Source organism: Roseovarius indicus (assembly GCF_008728195.1).
Taxonomy (GTDB): Bacteria; Pseudomonadota; Alphaproteobacteria; order Rhodobacterales; family Rhodobacteraceae; genus Roseovarius; species Roseovarius indicus.
In genome coordinates this window covers 1,256,474-1,278,208 of the sequence record NZ_CP031598.1, presented here as the reverse complement: position 1 = coordinate 1,278,208, position 21,735 = coordinate 1,256,474, and the positions used below count along the sequence as shown (strand labels likewise).

16 protein-coding genes are annotated in these 21,735 nt (G+C 68.8%); 1 reads left to right on the top strand and 15 read right to left on the bottom strand.

From position 1 onward, the window contains the following. Window positions 1–20: 20 nt before the first annotated feature. Together RIdsm_RS05975 and RIdsm_RS05970 are read right to left on the bottom strand one after the other, a co-directional pair. Window positions 21–1,565 carry a class I adenylate-forming enzyme family protein gene (locus tag RIdsm_RS05975; RefSeq protein WP_057814463.1) on the bottom strand — a complete coding sequence of 515 codons (1,545 nt, stop codon included), beginning with the start codon at window positions 1,563–1,565 and terminating at the stop codon, window positions 21–23. A 7-nt stretch (window positions 1,566–1,572) separates the two neighbouring features. Further along, complete coding sequence (locus tag RIdsm_RS05970; RefSeq protein ID WP_057814461.1) at window positions 1,573–2,745, bottom strand: thiolase domain-containing protein; 1,173 nt, start codon at window positions 2,743–2,745, stop codon at window positions 1,573–1,575. 91 nt (window positions 2,746–2,836) lie between these two features. Here RIdsm_RS05970 and RIdsm_RS05965 point away from each other — a divergent pair, with 91 nt between their 5' ends. Then, window positions 2,837–3,406, top strand: coding sequence for a PAS and helix-turn-helix domain-containing protein (locus RIdsm_RS05965; protein WP_057814459.1), 570 nt, complete (start codon window positions 2,837–2,839; stop codon window positions 3,404–3,406). A gap of 20 nt (window positions 3,407–3,426) precedes the next feature. Here the strand turns inward: RIdsm_RS05965 and RIdsm_RS05960 are convergent, their stop codons facing one another. The 13 genes from RIdsm_RS05960 to RIdsm_RS05900 all read right to left on the bottom strand — a co-directional run bounded on the left by RIdsm_RS05960 (window position 3,427) and on the right by RIdsm_RS05900 (window position 21,726). Then, a complete protein-coding gene (locus tag RIdsm_RS05960) occupies window positions 3,427–5,571 on the bottom strand; it encodes a 3-hydroxyacyl-CoA dehydrogenase NAD-binding domain-containing protein (protein WP_057814457.1) in 2,145 nt (714 codons plus the stop codon). 9 nt (window positions 5,572–5,580) lie between these two features. Further along, a complete protein-coding gene (locus tag RIdsm_RS05955) occupies window positions 5,581–6,747 on the bottom strand; it encodes an acyl-CoA dehydrogenase family protein (protein ID WP_201455560.1) in 1,167 nt (388 codons plus the stop codon). Next, window positions 6,744–8,855 (bottom strand): 3-hydroxyacyl-CoA dehydrogenase NAD-binding domain-containing protein, encoded by a 2,112-nt coding sequence (locus tag RIdsm_RS05950; protein ID WP_057814455.1) that lies wholly within the window; start codon window positions 8,853–8,855, stop codon window positions 6,744–6,746. The genes RIdsm_RS05955 and RIdsm_RS05950 overlap by 4 nt, the downstream gene beginning before the upstream one ends. Continuing rightward, a complete protein-coding gene (locus RIdsm_RS05945) occupies window positions 8,855–10,060 on the bottom strand; it encodes an acetyl-CoA C-acetyltransferase (RefSeq protein ID WP_057814453.1) in 1,206 nt (401 codons plus the stop codon). The genes RIdsm_RS05950 and RIdsm_RS05945 overlap by 1 nt, the downstream gene beginning before the upstream one ends. Window positions 10,061–10,072: 12 nt before the next feature. After that, entirely contained in the window at window positions 10,073–11,230 is a 1,158-nt protein-coding gene (locus RIdsm_RS05940) for an acyl-CoA dehydrogenase family protein (protein ID WP_057814452.1), read from the bottom strand. A 9-nt stretch (window positions 11,231–11,239) separates the two neighbouring features. Further along, window positions 11,240–12,793, bottom strand: coding sequence for a long-chain-fatty-acid--CoA ligase (locus RIdsm_RS05935; protein ID WP_057814450.1), 1,554 nt, complete (start codon window positions 12,791–12,793; stop codon window positions 11,240–11,242). 100 nt (window positions 12,794–12,893) lie between these two features. Next, a complete protein-coding gene (locus RIdsm_RS05930) occupies window positions 12,894–15,596 on the bottom strand; it encodes a winged helix-turn-helix domain-containing protein (protein WP_057814448.1) in 2,703 nt (900 codons plus the stop codon). A gap of 89 nt (window positions 15,597–15,685) precedes the next feature. Then, window positions 15,686–16,819, bottom strand: a complete 1,134-nt coding sequence (locus tag RIdsm_RS05925; protein ID WP_057814446.1) for a C4-dicarboxylate TRAP transporter substrate-binding protein — start codon at window positions 16,817–16,819, stop codon at window positions 15,686–15,688. A gap of 91 nt (window positions 16,820–16,910) precedes the next feature. Continuing rightward, the gene (locus RIdsm_RS05920) at window positions 16,911–18,215 is read right to left on the bottom strand and encodes a TRAP transporter large permease (protein ID WP_057814444.1); all 1,305 of its coding nucleotides are present in this window, start codon (window positions 18,213–18,215) and stop codon (window positions 16,911–16,913) included. Beyond that, window positions 18,212–18,754, bottom strand: coding sequence for a TRAP transporter small permease (locus RIdsm_RS05915; protein ID WP_057814442.1), 543 nt, complete (start codon window positions 18,752–18,754; stop codon window positions 18,212–18,214). Before RIdsm_RS05915 ends, RIdsm_RS05920 begins: the two co-directional genes overlap by 4 nt. A 22-nt stretch (window positions 18,755–18,776) precedes the next feature. Further along, window positions 18,777–19,748, bottom strand: coding sequence for an NAD(P)H-dependent flavin oxidoreductase (locus tag RIdsm_RS05910; protein WP_057814440.1), 972 nt, complete (start codon window positions 19,746–19,748; stop codon window positions 18,777–18,779). Further along, complete coding sequence (locus RIdsm_RS05905; protein ID WP_057814438.1) at window positions 19,745–20,551, bottom strand: enoyl-CoA hydratase/isomerase family protein; 807 nt, start codon at window positions 20,549–20,551, stop codon at window positions 19,745–19,747. Before RIdsm_RS05905 ends, RIdsm_RS05910 begins: the two co-directional genes overlap by 4 nt. Beyond that, window positions 20,551–21,726: an acetyl-CoA C-acetyltransferase gene (locus RIdsm_RS05900; RefSeq protein ID WP_057814436.1), complete on the bottom strand. Its 1,176-nt coding sequence runs from the start codon at window positions 21,724–21,726 to the stop codon at window positions 20,551–20,553. The genes RIdsm_RS05905 and RIdsm_RS05900 overlap by 1 nt, the downstream gene beginning before the upstream one ends. Window positions 21,727–21,735: the final 9 nt, after the last annotated feature.

The window sequence follows — 21,735 nt, the reverse complement described above, 5'->3', positions numbered from 1 at the left end:
GTTGATGCCTGGCGGCTGCCTCACACGTCTTCGATCAGAGGTGCGGTGCGTTCGCGCAGGCTGGTCTTGAGTATTTTCCCGTAGCTGTTCTTGGGCAGCTCGGGCACGAAGATGTATCGTTTCGGCTTCTTGAACGAGGCGATCTGCGAGCGGCACCACTCCTCCAGCGTGCCGGCGTCGCAGGTGCTGCCCTTGGTCAGCACGACGAAGGCCACGACCTCCTCGCCCCAGTCGGGATGCGGGCAGCCGATGACCGAGGCCTCGAGCACGCCGTCATGGGTGAGCAGCGCTTCCTCGACCTCGCGCGGGTAGATGTTGGTGCCGCCGGAGATGATCACGTCTTTCGACCGGTCGGTGAGCGTCAGGAAGCCATCGGCATCGAGCCGGCCCAGATCGCCGGTTTTCAGCCAGCCGTCGACCACCGTCTCGGCTGTCGCCTTATCGTTCTTCCAGTAGCCCTTCATCACGGTGTCGCCGCGCACGACGACCTCGCCCGTCTCGCCCACGGGCCGGTCGTGCATGGCGTCATCGACCACGCGCAGCTCGACGCAGGCTTGCGCCGTGCCGACCGAGGCGCGGCGCGCGTCGGCGTTCGGGTGGGTCCGGTCGGCCACGAGGTCGCGCGCCATCGAGGTGATGGTCATCGGCGACTCGCCCTGCCCGTAGACATGCACGAATTTGGGCCCGAACACGTCGAGCGCCCGGGTGATGTCGGCCAGGTACATCGGCCCGCCGCCGAAGGTGATCGTGCGGATGCCCGCGCCGTCATAGGCGTTCGCCTCGGCATAGCGGACAAGCCGCGTGATCATCGTGGGGGCGGCGAAGAAGACGAGGTTGCCGAGGCTCTCGGCCAGTTGCCGGATTTCGGCGGGGTCGAAGCCCTGCGAGGCGGGGATGACATGGCAGGCGCCGGCGCGCACGAACTGGAAATTGTAGAGACCTGCCCCGTGGGACATCGGGGCGGCGTAAAGCGAGTGATCGCTGGCCGAGACCGTATCGACATCGAGCGCGTAGGTCGTGGCCATCATCCGCAGGTTCCGATGGGTGACCATCACGCCCTTGGGCCGGCCCGTGGTGCCGGAGGTGTAGAAGAGCCAGGCGGTGTCGTCTTCCGCCGTCGCGACGGGCGGTTTGTACGCCCCGGCAGGGGCAGACGCGACGGCAGTGGCGAATTCCTCGGCCCGGATACCCACCTCGGCGCAATGCCCGCCAAGCTCGTCGGGGGGGCCATAAACGTCGCCCGTCTCGGTGATTGCCAGCTTTGCCTCGGCGTTCTCGATGATCCACGCCGCCTCGCGCGGGTGCAGCTTGTTGTTGATCGGCACGACCGTCGCGCCGGTCCAGAGCACGCCGTAGAGCATTTCGAGATACTCGGGGCAGTTCCTGGCGAAGAGCGCGACGTGGTCGCCATGGCCGACCCCGTAGGCGGCTTTCAGGTGCTCGCCCACCGCCCAGGCGCGAAAGGCAAACTCTCGATACGTTGCGTGAAGCGCGGCCCCGGCGCGGATCGCGGGAGCGTCCGGCCGCACGAGGCCGGTGTGGTGAAGCCAGCTTGCGATGTTCATGGTCGGCTCAGGTTTTCTGGGTTTCGAGCACGGAGGCGTAGTTGGCCACCGCCGAGCCGCCCATGTTGAAGACGAGCCCGAGAGACGCGCCGTCCTTCTGCATCTCGCCGGCCTGGCCGGTCAGTTGACGGTAGGCGAGCGCGTGCATCGACACCCCGGTAGCCCCGACCGGGTGGCCCTTGGCCTTGAGCCCGCCCGACAGGTTCACCGGCAGGGCGCCGTCGCGATAGACGGTGCCCTCTTCCAGCGCGCGGGCGCCCTGCCCCTTGGGCGCAAGGCCCAGGGCCTCGTAGATCAGCAGCTCGGCGATGGTGAAACAGTCGTGGACTTCGGCGAAATCCATGTCGTCCAGCGCCACACCCGCTTCTTCGAAGGCCATGGCAAAGGCCCGTTCGGGCCCCTCGAAGGCCAGGAAGTCGCGGCCCTGCAGCGGCAAACGGTCACTGACATGAGAGGCGGCCCGAATCCGCACGGCCCGGTCGAAGCGGGCGGCGTCTTCCTCGGTGGTGAGCACGACGGCGGCCGCACCGTCGGTTACCAGCGAGCAGTCGCTCAGGCGCAGCGGCGGGGCGATCTCGGGGTTCTTGTTGGTGACCTGCGAGACCTCTTCGAAGGTGAATTCCTTGCGCATCTGGGCCAGCGGGTTCTTCATCGCGTTGGCGTGGTTCTTGACCGAGATCCGTGCCATCGCGTCGAGCGGGCTGCCATAGCGGCCGGTGTACTCCTTCACCGCGACGCCGAAGAGCTGGGGGAAGCTGAGTTTCCGCTCCTCCTCGTCATTCTGGTAGCCGGCGCCGGCCAGCGCGTGGGTGACATCCTCGGTCGAGCGGTGGGTCATCTTCTCGGCGCCCACCACCAGCACGGTGCGGGCCTGGCCCGCGCGGATCGCGTTCATGCCGGCATGGATCGCCGCCGAACCGGAAGCGCAGGCGTTCTCGGCCCGGGCGGCCGGGGTAAAGCGCAGTTCAGGATAGGCCTGGTGAATGAGCGACGAGGCGAACCCGTCGGCCACAAGGCCCGAATTGAAATGGCCCAGGAACAGCGCATCGATCTCGGCGGGGTCGACGCCGCTATCCTCGACGGCCTCGCGGACGACCTCGACGATCATGTCCTCGAGACGGTCCTCGCGTTTGCCGAAACTCGTGTGGCCGCTGCCAACGATGGAAATCCTGCCGGTCATGTCGTCCTCCCTCAACTGCGGAAAGAATGACATGTACAAGAAACGCCGGATATGCGTAGATATACGCACTTATCTACGTAGGTCTACGTACATGATCGACACGTCCACCCCCGAGAAGGCCGGGCTTCTGGCGTTCCGAGAATCACCCGTGGCGCATGTGATGGTCCGCTATCGCCGCATTATCGAGTTGAACGGGGCGCTCGAACGCATGTTCGGCTACCGCCGCAGCGATCTGATCGGCCGCTCGGCCCAGCGGCTCTATCCTTCGATCACCGATTTCAAGCGGCTGGGCGAGGTCTGCGAGACGGAGATGCGCAAGACGGGCGCGACCTATTGGGAAGACGAGCGCTTCATGCAGACCAGCGACCAGGAGGTGTTCTGGGCCCGCGCCCGTGGCAGCACCCTGTCACCGGAAGACCCGTTCGCCCTGATGATCTGGACCTTCGACCGCGTCGAGGGGCGGCAATACCAATCGGTCCGCCTGACCCCTCGGGAACGCGAGATCGCGCCGCTTATCGGCCAGGGCATGACCTCGCGCATGATCGGTGAGCGGCTTGGCATTTCGACCCGCACGGTCGAGACGCATCGCGCGCGGCTGATGAAGAAATTCGGGGTGAACAACACCGCCGAACTTGTCTCGCAGATCGTCGTGGCCATCTGAGGGGCGCGAGCGCTGCCGTCTCAGCGATAGGGGTCGCCCGTTTCGGCCCGGCGCCGGAGGTCTTCCGTTGCCCGGTAGGCCGGCCCGAGGTTTTCGTACCGGTCGCACATTGCCACGATCTCTGGCAGGCCTGTCCAGTCGGCCCAGGCCAGCGCGCCGCCCATGTGCACCGGCAGGCCGATACCCATGACGAGCGCCATGTCGAGCTCGGCCGCGGAGCCGACGGCGTTGTCTTCCAGCGCGTGGATAGCTTCGAGCACGAGGGCCAGCATCATGCGCTCCTCGATCTCGGTATCGCTGGCCTCGCGCGGCGGGGCGGTGCGGATGCTTTCGATCAGCGCGTCGGACTCGGGGTCGTCCTGCTTGCGCAGGCGGCCGTTGTCGTCGCGCGACCAGGCGTAGAAGCCCTTGCCGGATTTCTGCCCGAGGCGGCCGGCCCCGGACATGGCGACGACGGCATCGGGCCAGTCGTGGGTCATGCGGTCGGGGTAGCCGGCGGAGATGGTCTCGATCACGTGGGCGCCGGTATCCATGCCGACGACATCCTGCAGGAGCGCGGGGCCCATCGGCCAGCCCATCGCCTCCATCACGCGGTCGATCTGGCGGAAGTCGACACCCTCGGACACCAGCTTTGTGAAGGCGTTGATGTAAGCGACCAAGATGCGGTTCACGAGGAAGCCGGGGCAGTCGGCGACGACGATGGGCGTCTTGCGCATCTTGAGCGCGGTCGCCACGGCGCGGGCCACGGCGGCGTCGGAGCTATGGGTGCCGCGCACGATCTCGACAAGGGGCATTCTGGGGACAGGATTGAAGAAGTGCATGCCGACCAGCCGATCATTGTGGATCATTTCTGCGCCGATATCGTCAATTCGCAAGCTCGAGGTGTTGGTGGCGATGACCGCGTCGGGGGCGATCGTCTGTTCCAGCTCGGCGAGGACGGTGCGCTTGACCGAGAGCCGTTCGACCACGGCCTCAATCACGAGGCCGGCGTCGGCAGTGCCGTCGAGGCTGGTGCTGCCGGCGATGCGGGCCTTGAGGTCGGCGCCTTTGGCGTCGTCGAGTTTGCCGCGCTTGATTTCGCCAGCGACAAGGCGGTCGACCTCCTCGCCCGCGGCGTCGAGGGCGGTGTCGGCGATATCGCGCATCGGCACCTGCACGCCGTTGCGCGCCAGGGTATAGGCAATGCCGCCGCCCATGATGCCGGCGCCGAGCACGCCGACAATTGCCGGTGCCTCGGCTCCGTCGGCGGCCGTCTTGGCGGCTTTCGCGACGGCGCGCTGGGCGAAGAAGGTCTTAGTCATGGACGCGGCCGCCTGGGTCTTGGCGACGGCGGCGAAGGCCAGGCATTCGGCCTCCTGCGCCTCGGCGCGGCCCTGGGGGGCGGTGCGTTCGATCAGGTCGATGGCCATGCGCGCGGCGGGCTGGTGCGGGCCCGAGCGGTCGCCCTTGCGGACGGCGTCGATGGCGCCGGGGTCGATGCCGACGGCGGGGGCGGTCTTGCGGGCGCGCATGGCGCGCCAGTCGCCGCTGGCGATGAGGTCGGCCAGCAGGCGCCCGGCCGCTTCGCCCAGCGCGGCGGGGGCGGCGGTTTCAGTGACGAGGCCGGATTTGCGGGCCTTCTCGGCGTCGATGGGCTTGCCCGACACGATCATGTCGAGCGCCAGCGCGCAGCCGGCGAGGCGCGGGGCGCGGACGGTGCCGCCCAGCCCGGGGAAGACGCCGAGCGTGACCTCGGGCAGGCCGACGCGGCCGGTGTCGGCGAGGACGCGGGCGTCGCAGCACATGGCGAGTTCCAGCCCGCCGCCGAGCGACATGCCGGGCATCGCGGCGACGGTGGGCACGCGCAGGTCTTCGAGCGCAGCGAAGCCTGCGTTCATATCGCGGCAACGGGTGGCGATGGCGGGTTCGTCCATCGCGAAAAGCTCGGCAAACTCGCCGATATCGGCGCCGACGACGAAATCGTCGCGCTCGCTGGTGACGAGGAGGCCGGTGATCTGCGCGTCATTCTCGACCGTCTCGACCACGCGGGCGAGATCGGCATGGACCGCCGCGCTGAGCGTGTTGAGCGGCCCCGGGGTTTCGATCACCAGACGGGCGATGCCGCCGGCCCCGCGGGTCAGGCGCATGGTTTTTCCGTCGAAGACGGTTTCGGCGTCGTCCAACATCTCTCTCCCTCAGCTCATCTTGCGCGCGTCGAAGCCAAGGCCCCGCGCGACGATTTCCTTCATGATCTCGTTCGAGCCGGCGAAGATGCGGCTCACCCGGGCGTCGCGATACATGCGCGAGACGCGGTATTCGTCCATGAAGCCGGCGCCGCCATGCAGTTGAACGCAGCGGTCGATCACCCGGTTTTCGAGATCGGTGGTGACTTGCTTGACCTCGGCGGCCACCTCGGGCGAGAGGCGGCCGTCATTGGCCAGCATCACGCAGTCGTCGGTGAAGCACTGGGCGATGTCGATCTCGGTGCGCATGCGGGCCATGGCGAAACGGCTTTCCTGGAAGGCGCCGACGGGCCGGCCGAAGGCGCGGCGCTCGGTGATGTAGGCCATGGTCTCGTCGAAGGCGGCCTGGGCGTGGGCCATCGAGCCGATGGCGACCATGAGCCGCTCGGTGGCGAGCAGTTCGCTCATGTAGGCAAAGCCCTTTTCGGGGTCGCCCAGCACGTTTTCGGCGGGCACGCGCACCTCGTCGAAGAAGAGCTCGGCTGTGTCCTGGGCGTCGAGCCCGGTTTTCTTGAGACGCTGGCCGCGGGCGAAGCCCTGCATCCCGGTTTCCACGACGAAGAGGCCAATGGCGTGGGATTTCTCCGGGTTGGTGCGGGCGGCGACGACGACAGCGTCGGCGATGATACCGTTGGAGATGTAAGTCTTGGCGCCGGAAAGGACCCAGTCGTCGCCGTCCTGACGGGCTTTGGTCTTCATGCCGGAGAGGTCGCTGCCCGCCGAGGGGTCGGTCATGGCGATGGCGAGGATGGTTTCGCCCGAGACGGCGCCGGGCATGAGGCGGTCTTTCAAGGCCTGAGAGCCGAAGCGGTCGATATAGGGGGCGACGATCTGGGAGTGGAGGTTCTGGTAGAAGCCCGGGTCGGCGCCGCGCACGACCTCTTCCTGCAGGACCTGGTCGAAGCGGTAATCGCGTATGCCGGCGCCGCCATAGGCCTCGTCGGCCCAGAGGCAGAGGAAGCCGTTTTCGCCGGCACTGAGGAAGCTTTCGCGGTCGACCTCGCCGTTGGCGCGCCAGCTTTCGACCTTGGGCGCAAGCACGTCGGCGACCCAGCGCCTGGCGGTATCGCGGAACTGTTCGTGCTCTTCTTCGAAGATGGTGCGGGGGATGAGGGTCATGGGGTCTCTCCTTCGTGGAACCGCGTGCCGGTGGCGGCGCGGTCGCGGAGCCAGGCGGAGGGGCGGAACCGATCGCCATGGGCATCGGCCAGCGCGTCGCAGGCGGCGACGAAGACGGTGGCGCCGACGGTGTCGATATGGCTGAGCACGCCGCCTGTCCATGGCGGGAAGCCGACGCCCAGCACCGAGCCCAGATCGGCATCGGCGGGGCGTTCGACGACGCCTTCCTCGATGCAGCGGGCGGATTCGAGGGCCTGGATGGTGAGGAGCCGGGCCTTCACTTCTTCCACGTCGGGCTGGGTGGCGGCGGGCGGGAACTCTTCCGCCAGGCCGGGCCAGAGGCGTTTCGGGCCGTCCTCGGGGAAGTCGTGGAAGCCGCCGCCGGATTTGCGGCCGAGCCGGCCGAGGGCGACCATGCGTTCGACCACCGGCTTGGCACGGGCACGCAGGAAGCGTGGGTCGAGCCCGTCGGCCTCGGCCTGGTCGATCACCTTTTTCTGCAGGTCGAGCGAGACCTCGTCGGTGACCGCCAGCGGGCCGACCGGGGCGCCGATCATGCGGGCGGCGTTCTCGATCAGGGCGGGGGCCACGCCCTCGGCCAGCATCGCCATCGCCTCGTCGATATAGGTGCAGAAGATGCGGCTGGTGAAGAAGCCGGGGGAGGTATTCACCACGATGGGCGTCTTGCCGAGTTGCATGGTGAAATCGAGCGCGGCGGCGAGGGTTTCGTCGCTGGTGTCGCGGCCCTTGATGATCTCGACCAGCGGCATGCGGTCAACGGGCGAGAAGAAATGCAGCCCGATGAAGCGGGCGGGATCGGGGAGAACGCCGGCCAGTGTGTCGATGGAGATGGTGGAGGTGTTGGAGGCTATGATGGCATCGTCGGCCAGATGCGGGAGTACGGATTGCGTGACCTCGCGCTTGAGGTCGGTCTGTTCGAAGACCGCCTCGATCACGAGCTCGGCGCCGGCGAGGTCGGATTGATCGGCGGTGGGGTGGATACGGGACAGGGTGGCGTTTGCCTTTTCGTCCGTCTCGCGGCCCTTGGCGACGGCCTTTTCCAGCGCCTTGGCCACGCCGGAGCGGCCCCGGTCGGCGCTGTCGCGGTCGCGGTCGAGCAGGATGACGTCGATGCCCTGTTCGGCGGCGGCGCGGGCGATGCCGGCGCCCATCATGCCGGCGCCGAGCACGCCAAGCTTGCGCACCTCGCGGCGGGGAGCGTCGGGGCGGGCAGCGCCCTCCTCGGCGCGGGCCTTGTTGACGACGAAGGTGCGGATGCGGCTGGTGGCGACGCCCGCGGTCAGGACCTCGGCCGTGATCTGGGCCTCGCGGGCCAGGGCCGCGTCCATCGGGAGTTGCGAGCCCTCGTAGAGGGCGCGGAGGGTGGCCAGCGGGGCGGGGTCGCAGTCATGACCCCTGCCCCGGGCGGCGATGGCCGGAAGCGCGAAGCTCTTGGCGGCATGGGGTGCGGTGGCGCCGGTGCCACCGGCGATGCGGTAGCGGCGGGCGTCCCACGGTTGGGCCGACTCGCCGGCGGCGGCGAGCCAGTCCTTCGCGGCGGTTTCGGCGGTGCCGGTCTCGCAGCGGGTCCAGAGGCCCGCGGTTTCCAGCGCCGCGCCGTCCATCGGTTTGCCCATCAGCAGGGAAGAGGCGGTTTCGACGCCGAGGATGCGCGCCAGCCGCTGCACCGCGCCAGCGCCTGGCAGCAGGCCGAGCGTGAGGTCGCGGGGGGCCGAGGATTTCGCCTCGCCGTCGAGGAAGCGGGTGTGGGCGGCGAGCATGATCTCCCAGCCGGGGCCGAAGGCCGGGCCGGACCAGATACAGGCCACCGGCACGCCGCAGGTTTCGAGCGCGCGCAGCACGGCGCCGCGGCGGGTGGCCCAGTCGCGCACGGCCTCGCGCCCGGCGCCGGTGCCGAAGAGGCGCAGGATTTCGTGCGGATCGTTGACGACCGGTGCGCCACCGCGCCCGTCGAGCAGGATGCCTTCGGGCAGCTGCGCGATGGCGTCGCGGAGCGCCGTAGCGAGGCTGTCGAAGTCATGGTCGGCCAGCCGGATCGTGACGGTGCCGGTGGCGGGCGTGGTGGCTGCGGCTGTGGATTGGGTCATCAGATACGCTCCACGATCATCGCGGTCGATTGGCCGGCGGCGGCGCAGAGCGTCACCAGACCGGTCGACAGGTTGCGGCGTTCCAGCTCGTCGATCAGGGTGCCGAGCAGCATGGCGCCGGTCGCGCCGAGCGGATGGCCCAGCGCGATGGCGCCGCCGTTGGCGTTGATCAGGTCGCGGTCGATGCCGTAGTGGCGGGCATAGCGCAGGGGGACGACGGCGAAGGCCTCGTTCACCTCGAAGAGGTCGATGTCGTCGATTTCCATGCCTGCCTTCCTGAGGGCCGCGTCGGTGGCCGGGACGACGCCGGCGAGCGAGATATGCGGCTCGGAGGCCAGCGAGGCGGCAGAGCGGATGCGGACGCGGGGGGCGAGGCCGTTGGCCCGGCCCCACTCTTCGGAGCCTACCAGGACGGCGCAGGCGCCATCGACGATGCCACTGGAATTGCCGCCGGTGTGGACGTGGGAGACCCGTTCGAGCGAGGGGTAGCGATCACGCACGAGGTCGTCGTAGCCGAGCCCGCCGAGGCTTTCGAAGGCCAGCGGCAGCTCGCCCAGCTTGGCGGCCGAGGTGCCGGGGCGGATTGCCTCGTCCTCTTCCAGCACCACCTCGCCATCGGGGCCGCGCACGGGGAAGAGGGAGCGAGCGAAGCGCCCGTCCTGCCGGGCCTCGGCGGCGCGGGACTGGCTTTCGGCGGCGTAGGTATCGGCCTCTTCGCGGGTGGTGCCGTCGAGCGAGGCCATGAGGTCGGCGGCGATGCCGTTGGGGACGTAGGGAAAGCGGGCGAGGACCGCCGGGTCGGAATAGGCCGCACCGCCATCGGAGCCGATGGGCACGCGGCTCATGCTTTCGACGCCGCCGCCGACGGCCGCGTCGGCCTGGCCGGAGGCGACGAGGGCACCCGCCATCTTCACCGTGTCGAGGCCGGAGGTGCAGAAGCGGTTGAGCTGATAGCCCCCTGCCCCGTCGCCATAACCCGCTTCCAGCAGGGCGAAGCGGGTCATGTCGCAGCCCTGCTCGCCCACCGGCATGACGATGCCCAACCCGGTATCGGCGAGGTCGGCGGGGTCGAATTCGGTGCGGCGGCGCAGTTCGCGCAGGGTTTGCGCGGCGAGCTGGATGGGGGTCACGCCGTGCAGTGCGCCGTCGGGGCGGCCCTTGCCGCGCGGCGTGCGGACGTGGTCGAAGATGATGGCGTCTGGCATTGGGGGAGATCCTCAGGTCAGGTCGCGTTCGCCGAGGCCGAGACCCCGGCCGACGATCTCGAGCATGATTTCGCTGGCGCCCGCGTAGACCCGGCTGATGCGGGCATCGGCGTACATCCGGGCGATGCGGTATTCGTCCATGTAGCCGGCGCCGCCGTGGAACTGGGCGCATTGGTCGATCACGCTGCCCTCGGTTTCGGAGGTGGCGAGCTTGGCGGCGGCGGCGGCCTCGGGCGAGAGGCGGTCGTTATTGGCGAGCGTCACGCAGCGGTCGACATAGGATTGCACGGCGTCCAGCTCGGCCCGCATCTCGGCCATGCGGAAGCGGGTGTTCTGGAAGGCGGCGATGGGTTTGCCGAAGGCGCGGCGTTCGAGGATGAAGTCGGTGGTCACCTCGAAGGCGGCCTGGGCGTGGGCGATCGAGGTGATCGCGCTCATCAGCCGTTCGACCGCGAGGCATTCGGCCATGTAGGTGAAGCCCCGGCCCGGGTCGGCGAGCACGTTCTCTTTCGGAATCCGGATATTGTCGAAGCGCAGCTCGGCGGTGTCCTGGGCGTGCAGGCCGATCTTCTTGAGGTGGCGGCCGCGCGAGAAGCCTTCCATGTCGGAGGTCACGACGAAGAGGCCGATCTGGCCGCGCTTGTCGCCGGTGCGGGCGGCGGTGACGAAGAGGTCGCCGATGACGCCGTTGGAGATATATGTCTTGGCGCCGTTCAGGACCCAGTGATCCTCGTGCTCGACCGCGCGGGTACGGATCGCGGCGAGGTCGCTGCCGGCGTCGGGTTCGGTGAGAGCGATGCCGAGGATGGTTTCGCCCGAGACGGCGCCGGGCAGGAAGCGGGCCTTCTGCTCGTCGGTGGCGAGGCGTTCGAGGTAGGGGCCCACCAGCTTGGAATGGGCGTTGTGGAAGAAACCCGGATCGACAAGGCGCACGGTTTCTTCCTGCAGCACCTGTTCAAAGCGCAGGTCGGTGATGCCGAGCCCGCCATAGGCCTCGTCCGCCCACATGCAGAGGTAGCCCTCCTCGCCCATGCGGCGGAAGGCGGCGCGGTCGACATGGCCCTGCTCGCGCCAGCGGTCGACCTGGGGCGCCATCTCGGCCGTCAGGAACTTCTGCACGCTGTCGCGGAACATGTCGTGTTCCTGTTCGAAATGCAGTCGGGGTCTCATGGGGTCTCCTCAGCCGACGTGGCGGTCGCGGTTGGCCCAGTGCGGCGCGCGGAGGTCTTTCTTGAGGACCTTGCCCGCGGGCGAGAGGGGCATTTCGGTGACGAATTCAAAGCTGCGGGGCACCTTGTAGCCGGCAATAAAGCCGCGGCAGTGTTCGCTGAGCACCTCGGCGCAGAGGTCGTCGCGGCCTTCGACGCAGAGCACGACGGCATGGACGCGCTCGCCCCATTCGTCGTCGGGCACGCCGATCACGGCGCAGAGCGAGACGCCGTCGTGCTTGGCAAGCGCGTTCTCGACCTCGGTCGAGAAGACGTTCTCGCCGCCGGTGATGATCATGTCCTTGATGCGGTCGACCACGTGCAGGAAGCCGGCTTCGTCGAAGCAGCCGGCATCGCCGGTGTGCATCCAGCCGTCCTTCAAAGCCTCGGCGGTTTCCTCGGGCTTGTTCCAGTAGCCCTGCATCACGGTCGGGCCGCGCACGGCGATCTCGCCCACCTGGCCGGTGGGGCATTCGTTACCTTCCGGGTCGACGATGCGGATCTCGGCGGTGGCGATGGGGCGGCCGGCGGAGCGCATCTGGGGCGCCTCGGCGTCGGGGACGTGATCCTGCGGAGCAAGCACGGTGACGACGGGGGCGCATTCGGTCTGCCCGTAGACCTGCAGGAAGCCCGCTTCGGGGAAGGCGCGCATGGCGCGGCCGAGCAACGTGACATCGATCGGGGCCGCGCCGTAGCGGATCGAGCGGAGGGCCGAGACGTCGCGGGTGGCCATGTCGGGATGTTCGATGAGGCGGCGCAGCATGACCGGGACGAGGAAGATGTCGCCGACGCCCTCGGCCTCGATCAGGCGGAGCACCTCGCCCGCGTCGAAGGCGGGGATGGTGACCTGGGGCGCGCGGCGGAGGGCGAACTGGAAGACGACCGCCAGCCCGCCGACATGGAAGAGCGGCGCCACGTGCAGGCCCGGGGCGTCGCCGCCGTGATCGGCCGCCGCGGTCAGGCCCAGCGCGTCGGAATACATGTTGCGGTGGCTGAGCATGACGCCCTTGGGGGCGCCGGTGGTGCCGCCGGTGTAGAGGATCGCCGCGAGGTCGTCGTCGTGGCGCATGGCGTCGGGCACCGGGTCGGAGCCGGCGATCAGCGCTTCGAAATCGTGCGCGCCGGGGATCTCGGCCTCGCCCAGCCGGACGATCGTGAGCTCGACATCGGCCTGAGCACGCAGGTCTTCGACCAGCGGGGCGAAATTGTCGTCGACGATGAGGAGGCGCGTGTCGCTGTCATCGAGGGAATAGGCGATCTCGGGCACGCTCCAGCGGGTGTTGACGGGGTTCAGGACGCCGCCGGCCCAGAGGGTGGCGAAGACGTATTCGAGATAGCGGTCGGAATTGGCGGCGAGCATGCCGACCCGGTCGCCGGGTTTCACTCCAAGGCTCGCCAGCCCTCCGGCCAGCCGTGCGACACGGTCGGCGAAGACGGCATTGGTTTGCCGTCGGTCGCCGTGGATCGTGAACAGGTCGCCCGGCCGTTCTCGGCGGGCCTTGTGCAGCGGTTGTGTCAGGTACATGGCATCCTCCCTTCAGGGCCCACGTGATACGTCTCCTCCGGCCTTGGCCCAACACCTACCCCCGGGCGGGGCGGCGCAACATCGTCGCTACCGACGATTCTCAGCCGAGGATGCCGAGCTGGCGGGCGGCGGCGACGGCCTGGGTGCGGCTGGCGGTGTCGAGCTTGGAGTTGATGTTGCGCAGGTGGGTGCGCACGGTGCTGTCGGAGACGAAGAGTTTCTCGGCCATGGCGGCGTTGGAATAGCCCTCGGAAAGAAGCCGCAGGATCTGCAGTTCCTTCTTGGTGAGCGGGTCGAGGGGGGCGTGGCGGGAGACCTCGGTGCTGCCGGCGGCGTGGCCGGGGCCGAGCGCGTCGGAGAGCGCCTGAAGCCATTCGGCGAAGACCGGGTCGCGGCGCGGCAGGTCGCCGGAAAGCGCGGGGCCGGCCCAGGCGCGGATGGCGTCGGCGACGGGCTCGCCCTCGTCGAGGATCAGCCGGCGGTAGCCTTCGCGCGCCGCGATGCGCAGGGCGTTGCCCGCGGTTTCGCGGGCGCGGCCGGTTTCGCCGAGGCGCAGGAGCGCGGCGGCGCGCAGGAAGTCCAGGACCAGAAGGCGGCGACGGCGGTGGCGCGGTTCGGCGGCAGCGCTTTCGGCGTCGAGGATGTCGAGCGCTTCGGAGGCGCGCCCCTCTGCGAGCAGCACGCGCGCCTCGGTGATGTCGCGGGTGTCGAGGTCATTGGCCGGCAGGCGCAGGTCGCGGACCTCCTCCCACAGGGCATTGTTGCGGGCGCGGTCGATCTGGTGGCGGGCCGCCGAAAGGTTGCCCTGCCGCAGGTAGAGCCGGGTGCGTTCCAGCCGGGCGCCGGCGACCACGCGGTCAAGGCGGCGGCGCTGGCCGACCTGTTCCAACTCGGCCAGGTAGCGGAAGGCGTGGTCGACCTGCCCGTGCCAGAAGGCGATGCGCGACAGGGTGACGTGGCTGAGGATCAGGTGATCGGGGAGGCTGACATCGCGGACGATGGGCAGGAAGACCTGCAACAGGTGCTCCGCCTCGTCCTGGGCGTCTTCCTCGTAGCGGACGCAGGCCAGCGGCACCCCGGCCCAGGCATTGCCGTTGAAGCGGCGGCGGTCGTCGGAGCGGCGGGCGGAGGCGGCCAGGCGGAAGCGGGCCTTGGCCTCGCGGAAGCGGTTTTCCTGAAGGTCGATGAGACCCTGGACGGATTCGGAGTACATGGTGTTGAAGGCGTCCTCGGGTCCGCCGAGCTCGGCGCGGGCCTCGTCAAGGTTTTCGAGCGCGGCGTCGGGGGCGCCGAGCACCGAGAAGGCGTTGGCCATGCAGTTGGCCAGCACCGTGCGGCTGTAGCGTGAGGAGCAGGCCGCGCGGTCGAGCGCCTCGCGGCCGATCTCGGCGGCGCCGCGGAAATCGTCGCTCATGGCGCGGATCATGGTGCGGATGGAGAGCGCTTCTGCCCCGACCTCTCCGGCCTCGGCCTCGAGCCGGTTGGCGTCGAGCACGGCAGCGGCTTCTCGCGGGCCGCGGGTGAAGCAATAGGCCCAGGCCTTCATCAGGCAGAGGCGGGGTTCGTCGGCCACGCGGTCATCCGGCAGCATGTCGAACCAGCGGGTCAGCAGGCGGATGCGGCCCTGTTCGAGGCAGGCCTGGCCAACCTCGCCCACCAGTGCGAGAACGCGGTCGATGGCCTGTGCCTCGATCCCGTGGTCGATGGCGGGCACGGGGCGGTCGTTGGCGAGGTACCATTCCATGGCGGCGGTATGGAGGCGGGGCAGCTCTTCGGGGTGCTGCGAGGCGAGCCGCGCGCGCAGGTAAGCTGCGAAGAGCGAGTGGAAGCGGTAGACCGGCGCGGTGCCGTCGATGCGGTTGAGGAGCACGTTGGCGGCGGCGAGCCGTTCCAGCAGCGCGGCACCGTCGCAGCCGGGCACGAGCGCCTCGCAAAGCTGGGGTTCGAGGGCGCGCAGGATGCTGGTGCGCAGGAGGAACTCGCGCACTTCGGCGTCCTGGGTGTCGAGGATGTTCTCGGCGAGAAAGTCAGAGACCAGCCGGTCGGAGCCGGAGAAATCGCGGACGAAGCCGCTTTGATCGCGGGCTTCGGAGAGGACGATCGAGGCCAGGCGGAGAGCCACGGGCCAGCCTTCGGTCTTGCTGTGCAGGCGGGTCTGGTCGGCCTCGTTCAGGTCGACGCCGCGGGCGGAGGCGAGGAAGGCGCCAGTCTCCTCGCGCGTGAAGCTGAGGGCGCGCATGTCGAGTTCGAGCATCTCGCCGGTGGCGCGCAGGCGGGCCATGGGGAGGTCGGGGATCTTGCGGCTGCCGACGATCAGGCGGCCATGGGCCGGCAGGGTCTGGATCAGCCGCGCGATCAGGGTCAGCACGGAATCCTCGTGCAGGGTTTCGAAATCGTCGAGGAATAGCGCGAAGGGCTCGGTGAGGTCGGCGACGCGGCCCAGAAGCTCGACCATGGCGGTGCCGTCGTTTCCGGTTTCGCTTTCGGCCGGGGTGCCGGGCGTAGCGCCCAGCCGGTCGATGGCCGCCTGAAGGCCGGTCACGAGGCGCGAGGCGTCGTTGTCGGCACGGTCGAGGGTCAGCCAGCCGCAGGCGCAGCCGCGGCGGCGCATCTCGTCGAGGATCTGCGCCATGACGACGGTCTTGCCGAAACCCGAGGGCGCGTGCAGGAGGATGAGCCTGGCGCCCTCGGCGTCGCAGAGACGGCGGACATGCTCGTCACGCCCGACCACGTCGTCGCCGACCTTGGGCGCTTCAAGCTTGTGGCCCAGCCCCCTGGCCGGGGCGTAACTTCCATCCGACACCGTGTTCCCCCTTGCGCACTCCCCTGCGCATCAAGACGGACCCGGCGCCATTCCTGGCCGCCGGGTCCGCCGGTGTTGCAGCGTTGAGGTTACTGCCCGTAGGACGACGCGTCCACGGTGGAATAGACCTCGTCCCAGTAGAGCTGTTCCAGCTCTTCGGCGGAGCCCACATCCTTGGTCAGGTCGATCCATTTCTCGAGGATCGGTCGGAATTCCGCGACGATGTCGGCGGCGTTCTCGATGCCGTGCTCGCTGGCATAATATTCGGCGATGGCGTCCACGTCGGCCGCAATGAAATCTTCCGTCGCCTTGGTCAGGCCCTCATCCGGCTCGGTCAGTTCGACGCCCTTCTCCCTGGCCGCGTCGAGCGAGCGCGCCGAGCCTTCCTCGTAGCGCCAGGAGACGTCAGCGGCGAAGGCGGCGCCGGCGCGCAGGGCGGCCTCGCGGCCCGCGTCGCTGAGACCGGCCCAGCGGGCGCTGTTCATGTTGATCGGACCGTTCGCGGCGTAAACGCCGCCCGGCGTCGACATGTCGACCGCCTTGATCACGTCGATGAGGCCCATGTTGGTGATCTCGGGCGCGGAGGTGATGACGCAGTCGATCACACCCTGGCTGAGGCCCTCGTAGACCTCGTTGAGCGGCAGTGACACCGCCGTCGCCCCGACCGACCCGGCCCAGCGCGACCATTGCGAACCGGCGACGCGGAGGCGCTTGCCCTGAAGGTCGTCGAGGCTGGTCACGGCTTCGGTACATTGCAGGCCATAGGGCGTCGACGAGGCGGCGCCGGTGAAGACCTGGTTCTGCGCGGCGAAATCTGCCCGGCAGCTTTCGCAGGCGCCGAAGATGTACTCGGCCATGGCGCCGGCATAGGCGAGCCCCTCGCCGCCCTCGACGTCATCCGCCGCGGTCAGCAGCGACAGTTCGGCGATCAGGTTGATATGCGGGTATTCGGCGGGAAAGTATGCGGTGGCGACCCAACCGATATCGGCCAGCCCGTCGCGCAGGCCCGAGGAGGTTTCGGCGAAGCTGAGCAGCGACATCGGGAAGACCTTGACGCCGAGCTCGCCGCCGGAATGTTCCTCCATCGCCGCGGCATAGGTTTCGGCGGCTTTCACCGCGTCTGAACCCGGCGGAAAGCCGGTGGCATAGGTCAGGGTGTCGGCGCTGGCCGCGCCGGCCGTCAGGGCCAGCACGCTGGCCGCGAGTGTGTGTCTGGTGATCATCTCTTCCTCCCGAGGTTTAGCGACGCCTGATTCGCATCGTCAGGGTCAGTCTGGCGGGCCGGGGCGCGCGCCGCGTCGTCGGTTGCGACGATCAGAGCAGGCCGGGAAGCCAGAGTGCGAGCGCCGGGACCGCCAGGAGCAGGGCCACGATAACCAGGTCGACCGCGATGAAGATCGCCACGTTGCGGAAGATCGTCTGGATCGGGACAAGGTTGCCGACCACGCTCTTGATGACGAAGACGTTCATGCCGACGGGGGGCGTGAGCATGCCGATTTCCAGCAGCTTGGTCAGGATCACGCCGAAAAGGATCACCGACATGCCGTAGGCGTCGATCACCGGCAGCACGATGGGCAGCGTCAGGAGCATGGCGCCGATGGGTTCGAGGAACATGCCCAGCAGCAGATAGACCAGCACCAGCCCGAGCATCATCACGGCGAAGGGCACGTCGGTGCCGATCAGGACGGAGGAGAGCGCGTCGGAGGCGCCTGAAAGGGCGAGGAAGCGGGTCAGCAGGCTGGCGCCGATGGCGACGAAGAGCAGCATGCCGGTGGCCATCAGCGTTTCGGACACGGCCGCCCGGAAGCGGGCCCAGGTGAAGCTGCGCTTGAGGACCGCCACCAGTGTGGCCAGCGCCGCGCCCACGGCGCCGGCTTCGGTCGGGGTGAAGATGCCGCCGAAGAGGCCGGCGAAGATGCCGATCATGGTGGCGACGATGGGCCAGGTGTCGCGCAGCGCGGCGATCTTCTCGCGCCTTGTGGCGGTGACCTCGGCCGGCGGGGCGAGCGAGGGGTTCAGGCGGACGCGCACGATAACGAGGATGACATAGGCGAGCGTGGTGATGAGCCCTGCCGCGATGCCCGCGAGGAAGAGCGCCGCGATGCTTTCCTGGGCGACGATGCCGAAGAGGATCATGATGATCGAGGGCGGGATCAGCGCCCCGATGGTGCCCGCCACGGCGACGATGCCGGTGGCGAAGCCCGGGTCGTAGCGGCCCTTGACCATTTCCGGCACCGCGATCCGGCCCATTGTGGCCGAGCAGGCAATCGAGGAGCCGGAGACGGCGGCAAAGCCGGCCGAGCCCGCGATGGCCGCGACGCCCAGGCCCCCGGGCAAGCGCCCGAGCCAGAGCCGCGCCGCCGCGAAAAGCCCCTCGGTCAGCCGGGTGTGGTAGCAGATGAAGCCCAGCAGGAGGAACATCGGCACGGAGGATAGCACCCAGTTGGCCGCGAACTGGTAGGGCAGCGTGCCGAGCGAGCCCCAGGCCACGCGCCAGCCCATCAGCACCCAGAGCCCGGTGAAGGAGACCGACATGAGCGCCACGCCGATCGGCGTGCGCAGGGCGAGGAGGAGAAGCAGGATGCCGAGCCCCGTGAAACCGATGCCTACGTCGCTCATTCCGCCCGCTCCTGTGCCATCAGGGCCTCGTGGCTGTCGGGGAGGCCGAGATCAGTGCGCGTCGCCGCCTCGACCATGCGGATCGCCGCGACCAGCGCCATGGCCGCCGCTCCGACGGGCAGCACGAAATAGGCGGGCCAGACCGGGATCGAGGAGGAGCCTTGCGTGACCGAGGCGCCGATATCGGCCTTGGAGAGGGCTTCGGTCCAGGTACGGGCCGCCAGCAGCGACAGGACTGCCGCCGTCAGGGCGCGCACGGCGATCTCGATGATACGCTGCATAAACGCGGGCATGGCGGCGGTGAAGATGTCGACCGAGATATGTTCGTTGCGCTGTTCGAGAAGCGCCAGCGGTGCGAAGGCCGCGACGATCATGTAGTAGTTGGCGACGATGGTGATGGTGCCCGGCAGCGGCATGTTCAGCGTGGCGCGCAGCACGATCTCGGCGGTGACGTGCAGCATCATCAGCGCCACGCAGACCCCGCCCAGCAAGACGAGCGCCCGGGTGAGCCGGTCGATCCCGCGTCCGAAACTCTTCATGTCTCCTCCCTTCCGGCGCGCTTTACACGAGCGCCGCGAGCCCGTCGCGCAGGTGGCGGCGGGCCTCCTCCATCATGCGCTCGATCAGTTCGGCGCAGCTTGGGATGTCGTCGATCAGGCCGATCACCGGCCCGGCGGTGATGACACCGTTGTCGACCTCGCCCGCCTCCAGCGCCGCCTTGCCGCGCTGGCCGGCGACGAGGTGGCGGATATCCTTGAACTCGCAGCCGCCCTCGCGCCGTTCGGTGGCGACCACCTCGTCGGAGATGGCGTTGGCGAGAACCCGTGCGGTGTTGTTCATGGTGCGGAAGATCAGGCGGGTGTCATGCTCGGTGGCCTCGACCAGCGCGCGCTTGATGTTGTCGTGGATCGGCGCCTCTTTCGTGGCGCAGAAGCGGGTGCCCATGTTGATGCCGTCGGCGCCCATGGCCATCGCGGCGGCAAGGCCCCGGCCCTCGCCGATGCCGCCCGAGGCGATTACGGGGATGTCGAGCGCCCGCACTGCGAGCGGCACCAGCAGCAGGTTGGGAATGTCCTTTTCGCCCGGGTGGCCGGCGCATTCGAAACCGTCTATCGAGATCACGTCGACGCCGGATTTCTGGGCCGAGAGGGCGTGGCGGACCTGGGTGCATTTGTGCAGGATGCGGATATCGTTGGCCTTGAAGGTCTCGACGAATTCGCGCGGCGACTGGCCGGCGGTCTCGACGATCTTCACGCCGCTTTCGACGATGGCGTCGACATACTCGGCATAGGGCGGCGGGTTAATGGAAGGCAGCACCGTGAGGTTCACCGCGAAGGGCGCATCGGTCATCTCGCGCGTGCGGGCGATTTCCTTTGAGAGTGCGTCGGGGTCGGGTTGCGACAGGGCTGTGAGGGTGCCGAGGCCGCCCGCGTTCGACACGGCGGCGGCCATCTCGGCGTAACCCACCCATTGCATGCCGCCCTGTACGATCGGGTAGCGAATGCCCAGCATGTCGGTCAGGCGGTTGGTCATGTGCCGGCCTTTCGGAAATCGGGTTTGCGTTTTTCGAGGAAGGCGGCGGTGCCTTCGGCGAAAGCGGCGCCGTCGAGCAGTTCCTTCTGCCGCTGGCGTTCATATTCCAGCTGGGTAGAGAAATCGGAAGCGAGTGCGGCATCGAAGGCGGCGCGAAGCTCGGCCACCATGTGCGGCGGCGCGGCGCCGGCGGCGGTGGCGAGTTCGACGGCGCGGGTGTGGAGCCTGGCCGGGTCGACGGACTCGGCGATGAGGCCGATGGAGGCCGCGGTGGCAGCCGGCAGGCGTTCGCCTGTCAGCGCGAGGGTCATCGCCCGCGCCGGACCAAGGCGGCGGGCCAGGTGCCATGTCGCGCCGCAATCGGGAACCAGCCCGAGATTGGGCGCGAAGGGGAAGACGAAGAAGGCGGTTTCGGCGGCCACGACCATGTCGCAGGCGAGCGCGAGGCTGGCGCCCATGCCCGCCGCCGCGCCGTTTACCGCCGCGATCACCGGCTTGTCGAAGTTGCGCAGGCGTTCCATCAGGGGGTGGGTCGTCTCGTCCATCTGGCGGGCCACGGTTTGGCCCAGGGTCTCGTCGCCCTCGGGTTTCAAGCCGCCAAGCTCGGCGCCCGAGCAGAAGCCCCTGCCCTGCCCCGTGAGCACCACGGCGTGGATCGCGTCATCCGCCGCGATCCGGTCGAGCGCGTCGAGCAGTTCGCGCTGCATCGCCACGGTGAGGGCGTTGCGCGTCGCCTCGTTGGCGAGCGTGAGGACGGCCACGTTGCCCTCGGTCGAGAGCTCGATCAGGGTTGGGGCCGCCATTACAGGCGCTCCACCACGGTGACGTTGGCGAGGCCGCCGCCTTCGCACATGGTTTGCAGGCCGAAGCGTGCGTCGCGTTTCCGAAGCGCGTGCACGAGCGTCGCCATCAGCTTGGTGCCGGTGGCGCCGAGCGGGTGGCCGAGGGCGATGGCCCCGCCGCGCACGTTGACCTTGGAGGGATCGGCGCCCAGCGCCTCGATGAAGGCGAGCGGGATGGGTGCGAAGGCCTCGTTCACCTCGAAGAGGTCGATCTGGTCCAGTGTCATGCCCGCCTTGGCCAGCGCCCGGCGGGTGGCCTCGATCGGGGTTTCCAGCATGACGACCGGGTCGCCGCCATGGACGCTCATGTGGTGGATGCGTGCCAACGGCTCGACGCCCAGGGCCTTGAGCCCGGCCTCGTTCACCACCATGACCGCCGATGCGCCGTCGCACATCTGGCTGGCATTGCCGGCGGTCAGAAGCCCGCCCTCGACGATAGGGTCGAGCCCTGCGAGCCCCTCCAGCGTGGTGTCGGCGCGAATGCCCTCGTCGCGGACGTGCATGCCCTCCGACTCGCCTTCGAAGGGGCGAATTTCGACCGGCAGGATCTCGTCCTCGAATTGGCCACGGTCGGTGGCCTGGGCCGCGCGCTCGTGGCTTTGCCGGGCGAAGGCGTCAAGCCGTTCGCGGGAAAAGCCGTATTTGCGGGCGATGGTTTCGGCGCCGTCAAACTGGCTGAACTCGATGCCGGGGTAGCGCGCCTGCATGTTGGGGGAGATGTAGGTGCCGAGCCCGTTCTTCTTGGGCAGGGTATATGGCAAGCCCATGGGCACGCGGGTCATGCTTTCGACGCCGGCGGCGATCACGATATCCTGCGTGCCCGACATGACGGCCTGGGCCGCGAAGTGCAGGGCCTGCTGGGAGGAGCCGCATTGCCGGTCGACCGAGGTGCCCGGCACGGTTTCGGGCAGCGAGGAGGCCAGCACCACGTTGCGGCCGATGTTGAAGCTCTGCTCGCCCGCCTGCCCGACGCAGCCGACGATGACGTCGTCGATGGTTTCCGGGTCGGCGCCGGTGAGGTCGACGAGATGGTCGACGACCTGTGCCGCGAGGTCTGCCGGGTGCCACCCCGAAAGCGCGCCCTTCCGGCGGCCGCCGGCCGTGCGTTTCGCGGCTACGATATAGGCGTCTGGCATCCGCCCCCT